At 54.8% G+C, this 9444-nt stretch carries 12 protein-coding genes and 1 tRNA gene; 2 read left to right on the forward strand and 11 right to left on the reverse strand.

Annotated features, from left to right (window positions below; genetic code table 11):
* Nucleotides 1-91 precede the first annotated feature (91 nt).
* A complete protein-coding gene (locus L6762_RS11440) occupies nt 92-421 on the reverse strand; it encodes a hypothetical protein (RefSeq protein WP_237187389.1) in 330 nt (109 codons plus the stop codon).
* 285 nt (nt 422-706) lie between these two features.
* Complete coding sequence (locus tag L6762_RS11445) at nt 707-1369, reverse strand: hypothetical protein (RefSeq protein WP_237187391.1); 663 nt, start codon at nt 1367-1369, stop codon at nt 707-709.
* Between the two features lie 215 nt (nt 1370-1584).
* Here L6762_RS11445 and L6762_RS11450 point away from each other — a divergent pair, with 215 nt between their 5' ends.
* Nucleotides 1585-1806, forward strand: coding sequence for a hypothetical protein (locus L6762_RS11450; protein ID WP_237187392.1), 222 nt, complete (start codon nt 1585-1587; stop codon nt 1804-1806).
* Nucleotides 1807-2088: 282 nt separating this feature from the next.
* Here the strand turns inward: L6762_RS11450 and L6762_RS11455 are convergent, their stop codons facing one another.
* The 7 genes from L6762_RS11455 to L6762_RS11485 form a co-directional block, all read right to left on the reverse strand.
* Nucleotides 2089-2949, reverse strand: a complete 861-nt coding sequence (locus L6762_RS11455; RefSeq protein WP_237187393.1) for an RNA polymerase sigma factor — start codon at nt 2947-2949, stop codon at nt 2089-2091.
* Between the two features lie 67 nt (nt 2950-3016).
* Nucleotides 3017-3880, reverse strand: a complete 864-nt coding sequence (locus L6762_RS11460) for a DUF2637 domain-containing protein (protein WP_237187394.1) — start codon at nt 3878-3880, stop codon at nt 3017-3019.
* Nucleotides 3881-4080: 200 nt separating this feature from the next.
* A complete protein-coding gene (locus L6762_RS11465) occupies nt 4081-5034 on the reverse strand; it encodes a hypothetical protein (RefSeq protein ID WP_237187395.1) in 954 nt (317 codons plus the stop codon).
* 29 nt (nt 5035-5063) lie between these two features.
* Complete coding sequence (locus L6762_RS11470) at nt 5064-5501, reverse strand: hypothetical protein (protein ID WP_237187396.1); 438 nt, start codon at nt 5499-5501, stop codon at nt 5064-5066.
* A 32-nt stretch (nt 5502-5533) separates the two neighbouring features.
* Entirely contained in the window at nt 5534-5890 is a 357-nt protein-coding gene (locus tag L6762_RS11475; RefSeq protein ID WP_237187398.1) for a hypothetical protein, read from the reverse strand.
* A 129-nt stretch (nt 5891-6019) separates the two neighbouring features.
* Complete coding sequence (locus tag L6762_RS11480; RefSeq protein WP_237187400.1) at nt 6020-7234, reverse strand: hypothetical protein; 1215 nt, start codon at nt 7232-7234, stop codon at nt 6020-6022.
* The gene (locus L6762_RS11485) at nt 7234-7467 is read right to left on the reverse strand and encodes a helix-turn-helix domain-containing protein (RefSeq protein WP_237187402.1); all 234 of its coding nucleotides are present in this window, start codon (nt 7465-7467) and stop codon (nt 7234-7236) included. The genes L6762_RS11480 and L6762_RS11485 overlap by 1 nt, the downstream gene beginning before the upstream one ends.
* A gap of 113 nt (nt 7468-7580) precedes the next feature.
* Here L6762_RS11485 and L6762_RS12095 point away from each other — a divergent pair, with 113 nt between their 5' ends.
* Nucleotides 7581-7979 (forward strand): helix-turn-helix domain-containing protein, encoded by a 399-nt coding sequence (locus L6762_RS12095; RefSeq protein WP_423817126.1) that lies wholly within the window; start codon nt 7581-7583, stop codon nt 7977-7979.
* Here L6762_RS12095 and L6762_RS11490 read toward each other — a convergent pair.
* Together L6762_RS11490 and L6762_RS11495 are read right to left on the reverse strand one after the other, a co-directional pair.
* Nucleotides 7939-8012 (reverse strand) — tRNA-Ile (locus tag L6762_RS11490). The genes L6762_RS12095 and L6762_RS11490 overlap by 41 nt on opposite strands.
* A 96-nt stretch (nt 8013-8108) precedes the next feature.
* Entirely contained in the window at nt 8109-9323 is a 1215-nt protein-coding gene (locus tag L6762_RS11495; RefSeq protein WP_237187404.1) for a glycosyltransferase, read from the reverse strand.
* Between the last annotated feature and the right edge of the window lie 121 nt (nt 9324-9444).

Consider the following 9444-nt stretch of genomic DNA (forward strand, 5'->3'; position numbering starts at 1 on the left):
TCCATCACAGATACCCTCAGCTCACTGGTAGGTGAACTAGGTAGGGACTGCGGAGGTCTATTGAGGGGCCGAGTTATCCCGAATCAGGGGCTTACTGGCCAGAATGAAAGTTCAGCGGGTAGCCAGATGCAGGGGCTACAGGCTGTTTGGTGATAGCCGCGTCGATTAAGTCCATCAGCCCCAGAGTGAAAGTGATGCTGGGGTAGAGTTCGCCGTCGATGGTGACGTTATTGGCGGTGAGGGTGCGGCGGGCTACCGGTTTTTGATAGCCATACGGTGCCGGGGTGGCCCACTCTTGTGCAATGACGGTTGCCTCGGTGAGGTCTTGGGCGTTTTCAAAGGTAGCTCCCTGGGCGGTAAGCCATTGGCCGAAGGTGTCGCCTAGCAGGGTGTTGATGTCGAGATAGTGGGTGATGCTCATGTGCTTCTCTCCAGAAAGTGGTGTATGTGAGTGAGGGAAGAATGCCAGGTGAAGAGCTGTGGCAATACGTTCGTGGGGGACATTGCCACAGGCTCTCTCACTCTGGTCGCACCTTTAGAGGATTTGGATGTATCCATCTTGAGGTGTTGGCGGGAGTGGCTTCCTTCCACAGAGTTTCACCCCTGCCAACACTTCCATTCTAGTTCTTTTTTTTGAAAAGTGCCTTATTTGAAAGTAATTACTTGCCCAAAATGACCGAACAAAAACATGTTGAAATTTGAGCTACTATCCAGCCAAAGACTTCAGCAGAACCTTCTGCCTGGTTTCAAGTTCCGCCAGCAAAACCTCGTCACCGACACTAGCTAGAGTATCTGGCACATCCAGAACCCCAATATCACTAAGCGTCAAATACCCACAGGCCACTAGACCCACATGCGGTGAGACATCAAAATAGTCGGCAACATCCAGCACCGTCTCGAACTGCAAGGAATTAGCAACCACCAACCGAGAGTACCGATTCTTCGGCATACCCAGACGCTCTGCAACCTCCATGCGCTTAGCTCCCCCATCGATCAGGGAATGCCAGCGCGTACAGGCATCTTCTGCCACCTCATAAACATAATCAGGAGCAGGCTCAACGATCTGACGGCGACCCATCAATTCAGCTGCTATATCAACCGGGGAGACACAGGCAAGCCACGGCAATTCCTCTGGAAGGGGCCATAAGTTCCCGAATCCATCAAATGATGCCAGCTCCATCAGCTTGTGCTTACCAAACCCGGCTGCTGTTTTCAGCACCGTGGTGGGCTTGATTCTCTCTTCTTTCCGCTGATGGGAGAGCGTCGGCTCTGGAATGCCGGACTTCTTGCTGACCTCGCTCATGGTGACTTCTTTTCCTAGAGACTGCACCCATGTATCGAAGTCAGCGGTTCGTATCTGAGTAGCCATCAGCGGGTATCTCTCCATAGCGAGTAGTAATTCGGCAGTAAGAACCATTCTAACGGCCATGCCCCACGTTGAGTTTCTACGCTCCCAACACATTCTTTGAGCATTTCAGCTAAGTCTTTGCCCCAATTCAATCTGATTGCCTCCACGCTGATGTATCTGCCCTAAATTCCAAAAAACCAGTCCTGCCTGCCTACTTGATTCCAGCCATATGGGACATGGCACTAATTACTACAGCGCTGGAGCTTACCGCGCACCTCATCAATGTCCTGCCCATCCACGAAATCAAGGAGGTACGCCGGGAGTACCGTCAGCAAATCGATCCAATCACCCGGAAGCTCTGGAAAGAACACATGAACCTTGCCCAAAAACAGGCCGTAATTTACGCAAGAGCATACATTGCCATGACGAGCAGAAAACTTTCTAAGAAGAAGAGGTAGGCAACCGGCGTATACATTCTCAGGGCTACGCGCCCTGACCGCGCAAGCACCGTGCTTGACCGTCGCTGCCGCGCAAAAGCCCGGCCACCTCACCACGCGCAGAGCGCGTACCAAGGTGGCCGGACTTTCGCTTGCCTTCAAAGAGGTCTGGGGCCAGTAAGACCTGTGAGCCAGTAGGTCTAAGTAGCTTCCCGAGGCCTCTAGCCTTTCCGTGGGTGTAAGTTCTTTATAGGTGGGTGTCTTCCTCCATCTTCTCTTCTCTTCTCTGACAGTGACGGATTATTAGAGCTGGTCAGTCAGGGCGTCTCCTGATTCAAGAACAGCCCTAGCCACAATGCAAAGCCTTTCACAGCGGGCAATGATGTGGCGGGCAGATACCAGAGAGTACCCAGTTAGCTGTGAAACCTTAGCCACCAATTCGGCACGCTCCACAGCAAAGGCACCTGCGCTCATTACCGCCAGCGGCACCGCGCGCATCCAGGTTCGGTCAATCTCACCGGCATCCGGGTCAGGGAAACATCCTAGAATCTCACGAACTGTTACCGCCTCCCCTGCCAGGCCAGCCTTGGCCCGAAGGTAGTGCCCCTCTAATGCTCGGTCAATGACCTGAGCCAGTTCCATCATCTGCCGATGGGACTCACGCAAGGCCGCCACCTCCACCCCCAGACGTCGAGCGGCAACCGCATAATCACCATCAAAGTCACGAATCAAAGCAATAGACCGCAGGTAGAGCCGCTCATCAAACGTGCCCTCCACAATTTTCAGTACCCGTGATACCCGCACCAAGGTATCAAGCTGAGCAATGACCTCATCGACATGGTCTGCCTCAGTGGTGTGCATGTAGCTATTGGAGGCCTGGGCGACACTGATGGCTTCTTCTGCCAGCAGGTAGTTCCGGTAGGTCTTCTTCAAGAAGTTTGCCGCCTGCTTATTGGCAACCCCGCTGATCCACTGGTTGAAGTTCCCCAGGGTCGGGTCAAAGCTGTGCATTGACTTAGTGGCAGCCAAAAAGACTTCCTGGTGCACATCATCGATGCTGTCGCGGTGCCGGTAGCCCAGGGTGCGCGCGATACTATCGCGGGTTTTTTCCCAGGCGCTGATGCGGTCACTTGTCCATTGGTCTGTGGTGATGCTCTGGCTCATGACTGGTGTTTCTTTCTGGCAGTGAGGGTCGGTGATTACTGTGCGGTGCGGTGGGTGCCCAAGGGGGTTATTCGCCGGTGAACAGGGCCGGTTCGCTTTGGCGTAGAGCGTTGATTTTGTTCAGGCCGGTGCGGGAGGACTTGCCGATTAGTTCCCCTGCTTTGGCCCCGGTAATGCGCTTGCCCTGTTGAATTTGCTCTTGAATCCAGGGCCGTAGCACATCAAAATCTGGGTCTTCGTTACCCTCATGAGCCTGTGTGACTGTGCTGGCTACAGCGACTTCAGCTAGTTCTTCTGGCTCAGTCTCAGCTGGGGCTACTGCCTCGGGTAATGGTTCAGCACTCGACGGCTCGGTTTCAGGGTTTTCTTCGAGGGTTGCCGGTAGCTGTTGCTCAATAGGCTCACTTCGGTCAGGTTCCTGGTATGACGTCAGCTCCCTGATGACAGCCATCTGCTCTTCATCCACCGTGGCCGCACTCTGTACCTGGGCCGGTTCATCAGTGCCAAAGGCCAGCCGGGAGAGCTCTTCGGTTGCGGCAAACACGCTCAAGGGGGCCGCCGCAGCAATGGCCGCGCCGATCCAGGACTGAAGAGCGGTCTGCCCCTCCCCCACAGCCAGCGCGTGAGCCCCATTAGCAATAACCGAGATCAGCGTGAAAACTGCCAGGGTAGCCCAGGTCAGTGCTACCGGCTCCCCGCGCGTGCGGTGAATGACAGCGGCCATGGAGTAAGCAAGGATGGCGATGTCGATAAAGATGGGAACTGTCCACCGCATCCAGGTGGGGAGCCCAACCCAGCCAGCGACGTCGTGCAGGCCGTTGAAGGAAACCATGAATGAGGTCAGTCCCAGCATGAAAACCAGCAGGACGGTTACCCACAGCATGGGGCGGGAGTCCGGGTTGATTCTGGTTTGATTTTTGATACTTTTCACGTGTTTTGCTTTTTCTGATAGTCTTAGGGCACCGAGAAAGCTCACATCCCATAGTTCTGGTTTCTAAGTTTGAGCTGGTTTCTTCCGCTATGCGAGGCGGGTTATTCCCTAAGAAACCGTCGGTGTCCTCATAATGAACGAGGTGGCTCCCATGGCCCTAGCATTGGGAGCCACCTCTTTTTCTTGCTATTTTCAGCGTCTTACTGGCGGATAGCCTCTAGTTCGTTATCCAGGTTGGTCACGATTGTTTCCAGCTGGCTTGCCACCTGCTCGTGCTCCCCTAGCAAGTCCGGACCCAGGTTCAGCCGCTTGAGCAGGTGAGCGCTTGACGCCATGGAACGTAAGAGCTCTTGCACCAGGCTGTAGGGGTACTGCTGACTCGTGAAGTTCTTATCGTTGTTGCTCATGACCAGGTTCTGGATTTGTTCGGTGAGCTGGCCCATGAGGTAGCTGATGTTTTCAAACCCGGTGTTGAGCAGGTCATCGACTGGGCCCTCTTCAACTGTTCCATTTGGAACAGTTGAATCTTTGCCCTTGCTGGCATCTGCGTCCTTAGTTGGCTTGCTTGCAGGTGCCGAGGACTTAGCGGTGTTCTTGGGCTTGCTCTCTTTTAGAGCCCCGATACCGAAGGCTGAGGCTGGGGTATCGAGGATAGCTGCATCAAGGTCAATACCAAGCTCATTGGCCTTGTCGCTAGGATCAGTTGTGCGGTAGTGACGCACTTTTCCATCGAGTCCGACGCTCTCTCGCTCTTGCCCCAGTAGACCGGTTTCGCGGGCCTTGGACTGGAGGCGGCTGATGCTACCGACTGATAGGCCGGTGACGGCGCTGATGGCTCGGGTGCTCATGCCGGCCTCTGCGTAGGAGACGACTGCGGTAAGTCGGTCTTCCTTGGGTGGGGTGAGGGTTAGGCCGGTGAACTCGTAGGTGATGTAGGCGTTCCAGGACTTGTAGCCCAAGGAAAGCCAGACCCTTTTCTCGAATGCTTCGATGATGAGCTCTTGGGCGTTTTCTAGGTTTTGGTGCAGGTTTGCGGTGAGCTTGCGGGCTTCTTCTTTGCTCAGCAGAGTAACGACTTCCCCGGTGATTGCCTCATCAGGTGCGGGCAGGTGGGTGGGTGCTGGGTCATCGAGCAGTTTGAGTGTTGCGGTCATGGTGTCCTCAGTTCTGGTGGTTGCTGTTGCTAGTGGGTTGGTTTGAAGGGGCGTAAGGGTGTGAATGTGCGGCCGTCGAAGCTGGCAAGTACGTGTTCGATGTGGCCTTGTGGCAGGGAGGTGATAGCGCTGATAGCCCTAGCGCTCATGCCGATGCTCTGGTAGAAGCGGATGGCTGATTCTTGGTCTTCTGCTTTGGGGGTGTGGTCTAGCTGGTAGAACTCCCCCTCTAGGTATTCCTCGAAGGAGCTATAGCCGATGGGAATCCAGATGCAGTGTTTGTAGGCCATGACCGGTATGATGGCGACCCCGGCAGGGACAGGGGTAAATAGCCTGGATGCCTTAGATAACGGCAGTGAGTGGGGCAGGGCCTGGTGAAGCATCTCGATGTACTGGTGGTCTTTATCGTCTGAGTCAAAGATCATTCCAAGACCAAAAGCTGATTGTGGAAGTTTGTTAGAGCTCATGTGTTCTCTCCGTTAGTGGTCTTGCAAGGTTGTTAGCGGGCTGAGTTTTTACGGGCTCGAACGATGTCGATGATGGTTTTCACGATGAAGAAAATTACCCACAGGGCGATAATCATGGAGCCACCCCCTGCCGCAGCGATTCCTGCGGCCTCTAGCACGGAGCCTGAACGGTGTTTGAGCGGTTCACCGTAGACCTGCTTCAGGGCTAATACGGGGCCGGTATAAATTCCGATGAAGGTGATGATTGCGGCTACAGCGAACCATCCGAAATTCTTTGTTGCGGTGAGCAGGATAGTTTCGAGCTGGGCAAGGAGTTTGGTGGTGTTATTGGTTTCTGACTCAGCTACGGTGGTGAGCTCTGCGGTCTTGGGGGCGGTATTTTCACTCATGATGACTTCTTCCTGTTCGTGTGGTGTTATTTTTTGCCCTGAGTGTCTTTTTTGAAACCTGCGGGGTCTTATACCCTCTGGGTGGTTTGAGTGGCTCTAAGGGCGGTTTTTGAGCTTCTGAGAGGGCGCCTAGGCCCGCCGTTTCAGTGGCGGCTGAGTTAGTGGCCTGACAGCTCGTGTCTGCTGGTGGCCTGCTTCTTGCTCTAGCAACCAGCGGACGCCGGGGCCCTTGGGCCGGTTGATTGGCACAGTGGAAGCCGAGGCGGCTTGCTCTTGCTCAAGAGCTATAAGTCGTGGGTTTGAACAAACCGGGCAAGCCTGGCCGGTGAACTCCCGGTTGTGAATCTCGCACCACACAGGCTTACCCCTGACCGGAGTCGGTGCTGATGACGGTGCTTGCTCAACGGGAGCTTGCGCTAGCCGTTCTGCGTAGGCATCCATGGCCATTGAGAGCAGTTCGTCGGCCCCGTTGGCGAAAGCGCGGATAACAAAGACCGTAGGGTAGGCCGGTTCTTGCTTGGCCCGAGAGAGAACCTTATCGACCATCAGATGAAGAATCTCAGGGGCTAGGCCTGAGTAGTCACTGCCGGTTGAGTCGCGGTGCGCGGTGATGAGCTGGTCAAGGTTCACACCGCGATAGAAGTTCGCGGCGACGGCCGCAACGGCAGGTGATTTTGCAGAGCGAGGTTTTTCGTCTCGCGCGCCGGTACTGGTGTTAGGAGATTGATTGATTGATGGATTAATCAATCTATCAATCACGGGCGCGTGCGCGTCGCGCGCGCTTCCTATTAAGGCAACCTCTGCGCTACCGGCAGATTCTTGTAACTCTACCGGCGGTAGCGTGCCGGTAAGTCTTACCTTACCGGCAGATTTTGCCGGTAGCGTGCGACTAGGTGAAACATTTTTTGGGAAAAAGTTATCCACAGGCCCGTTACCGCTACCGGCAGATTTTGCCGGTAGCGTGTGACTAGGCGAAATATCAAACTCACCAAATGTCTCATTAGCCTCACGACGGCGGCGAATTTCATCCGCTTCTTCTGGCGTCAGAATGTAACCAGGCAGTAGGTACTTCTCATTTTCAAGGTGCAGAATCACCAAATCTGGAGCGCGCCCCGTAGAAAAGGTGCCGCTTTGACGTTCTGTGTGAATCAGATCAAGAGTCCGTAATTTTTTGATTGCTTCACGTACCGCCCGTTCTTTCAAGCCAGTAGTAGCAACCAGGGGGTTTTGCCCCTCAGAATAGACGCCACGGCCATCACACAGATTGGCGAGCTGAATCAGCACTTTGTACTCAGCGTTGTTCACATCCTGGTTAATGGCCCACTGGATATGGTGAAGAGCCATTACGAAGCTACCTTCTCCGGCATCTCAACAGGGGTTGTCAGCACAGCAATTGGCACATCGAGCAGCCGAGCGATTTTCTCAATCTCACTGGGGCGAAATTCCATCGTCCCGTTGAAGCGCTTGGCTAGTGATGCCTTTGAGAAGCCGAGGTGGTCAGCAATGACCTGATTCTGTATGTTGCGCCGCCGTGCTTCGGCTTTCACGTTGGCGCTAATTGATTCTGCGTAACTCATAGTTGCCAGCGTATACCTAGAGTTCACATCTTGCAAGCTTAGAATGTAACTTTTTCTGGACGTTAGTTAATTTAAAGTTGCCAGTTGTTTCTTTTTGATATAGATTTATACCCATGAACAACAACGAAACATTGACCTCAAATGAAGCTGTTGCTCGCGAAGTGAAGACCTGGATGGTGAGAACCAACGTCAAGACCACTGACCTAGCCGACGCTTTTGGTATCGGGCGCGCTGGCGTATCTAAAAAACTCAGGGGTGAAGCAGCCTTCTCCATTGAAGACCTGCTAAAAACCGCTGGACTAATGGGCATTTCCCTCAGTGAGTTACTGGGTGAAAGCATCCTTAACGCAAAAATCCCCACCACTACTGAGCTCAGCACTGATGGGGAAAAGAAAATCGCCCCGATCGGATTCATTCCGAACGGAGCGACTTATGAAATGGTTGCTAGCACTGAACCAGTGTTAGCTGGGGTAGGGCCTGCGGGGCTTGAACCCGCGACCAAGGGATTATGAGTCCCCTGCTCTGACCAGCTGAGCTAAGGCCCCACAGCGCCAGGTTCTAGCGAACTGGCACTGTCTCTAAGAATACCGAAAAGGGCAGGTGAAGCCAAACCACGGACGTCCGCGCAAGAGAGGCAGAACCTAGCTAGTCTGGCCTTGAGCTAAGAATTGGTCGTAGAGCTCATTGGAGCGGTACAGCGATTCGAAAGTCTCCCAGGTTTTCTCAGCGGCATGGCGGGCTACCATCTGGTGGGAGCACTCCCCCATGGCCTTGCGCTCTTCAGCGGGCAAGCTCAAGATATCAGCTAGCCGGGCAGCCAGCTCCGCTGTATCACCCGGGGTAAAAAGGTAACCGTTCTTGCCCTGATCCACCAGGTGCGGCAACGCCAGAGCGTTAGCAAGAACCACCGGCTTAGAAGCACTCATAGCTTCGAGGGTCACGAGCGACTGAAGCTCAGCCGTACCGGGCTGGCAGAACACGTCGGCGCGCAGGTAGCCCGCGCGAAGTTCCTCATCGGACACATACCCCAAAAAACGCACCCGGTCAGCCACACCGCATTCTGCGGCCTTGGCCTGCAAATCAGAAAGAATCTCGCCGGTTCCAGCAATCTCAAGCACAGTTTTTTGCCGCAGCTCAGCAGGAAGAAGCGAAAAACCCTCAATGAGCACATCGATATTCTTCTCAACGGCCAGGCGCCCGGCAAAGAAAATCGTCAGTTCACCGGCAGACTTCTCAACAGTCTCCCCCGGCGCAAGCTCATAGTCAGAACTCTGAATGCCGTTAGACACCGGCATCACGGGGCGGCGGAACTTACCGGCGCTTTCCATGGCGTCAGCACCGATTTGGGTGGGAGTAGTCACCACAGCAGCCCGGTTGAGCACCCGGCGCATATCAACCCACGAAGCCTTAACCACCAGCTCATTACCAGCCTTACCGAACGGTAAGAAGGGGGTGATGTTTTCGGGCATCACGTGGTTGGTCGCGATAACTCGTACACCGCGTTTAGCGCCGATACGGGCCAGCACCCGCCCAATGATGTAGTGGCACTGAATGTGAATAACGTCGGGCTGAATCTCCTGCACCAGACGATCAGCCTCAGCGTAAATCTCCCAGGGGAAGTTCAAGCGCATGTAGGGGTGGGTAATTACCTTGTGCGAGCGCATGCGGTGCTCGACGATGCCGTCTACCGTGTGACGGCTGGTGACGCCTTTTTCCTGCTTGGGTGCCATCACATGTACGGTATAGCCGCGTTCGGCCAGAGCGTGGGCGAGACGGGATGAGAACTGAGCGGCCCCATTGATATCGGGCGGGTAAGTATCGGCGCCAATGAGGACGGTCAGAGGCTTATCAGCCATACAGGGGTCCTTTCGAGGTCTCTTCGTTCGGTACCCCACTGACCTTACCGGGTTTTTGGGGCCCGCGCATCAGCCGCGCAGCGGAGTTCGCCTGCCCCCCCCCCCCCCCCCCCCCCCCCCC

Source organism: Rothia nasimurium (assembly GCF_928381705.1).
Taxonomy (GTDB): Bacteria; Actinomycetota; Actinomycetes; order Actinomycetales; family Micrococcaceae; genus Rothia; species Rothia nasimurium_G.

What these genes read in the sequence shown, in the direction of transcription:
- L6762_RS11495 (WP_237187404.1), bottom strand. Translation starts at nt 9,323, where the DNA reads ATGGCTGATAAGCCTCTGACCGTCCTCATTGGCGCCGATACTTACCCG.
- L6762_RS12095 (WP_423817126.1), top strand. Translation starts at nt 7,581, where the DNA reads ATGAACAACAACGAAACATTGACCTCAAATGAAGCTGTTGCTCGCGAA.
- L6762_RS11480 (WP_237187400.1), bottom strand. Translation starts at nt 7,234, where the DNA reads ATGGCTCTTCACCATATCCAGTGGGCCATTAACCAGGATGTGAACAAC.
- L6762_RS11455 (WP_237187393.1), bottom strand. Translation starts at nt 2,949, where the DNA reads ATGAGCCAGAGCATCACCACAGACCAATGGACAAGTGACCGCATCAGC.
- L6762_RS11485 (WP_237187402.1), bottom strand. Translation starts at nt 7,467, where the DNA reads ATGAGTTACGCAGAATCAATTAGCGCCAACGTGAAAGCCGAAGCACGG.
- L6762_RS11465 (WP_237187395.1), bottom strand. Translation starts at nt 5,034, where the DNA reads ATGACCGCAACACTCAAACTGCTCGATGACCCAGCACCCACCCACCTG.
- L6762_RS11445 (WP_237187391.1), bottom strand. Translation starts at nt 1,369, where the DNA reads ATGGCTACTCAGATACGAACCGCTGACTTCGATACATGGGTGCAGTCT.
- L6762_RS11440 (WP_237187389.1), bottom strand. Translation starts at nt 421, where the DNA reads ATGAGCATCACCCACTATCTCGACATCAACACCCTGCTAGGCGACACC.
- L6762_RS11470 (WP_237187396.1), bottom strand. Translation starts at nt 5,501, where the DNA reads ATGAGCTCTAACAAACTTCCACAATCAGCTTTTGGTCTTGGAATGATC.
- L6762_RS11450 (WP_237187392.1), top strand. Translation starts at nt 1,585, where the DNA reads ATGGCACTAATTACTACAGCGCTGGAGCTTACCGCGCACCTCATCAAT.
- L6762_RS11475 (WP_237187398.1), bottom strand. Translation starts at nt 5,890, where the DNA reads ATGAGTGAAAATACCGCCCCCAAGACCGCAGAGCTCACCACCGTAGCT.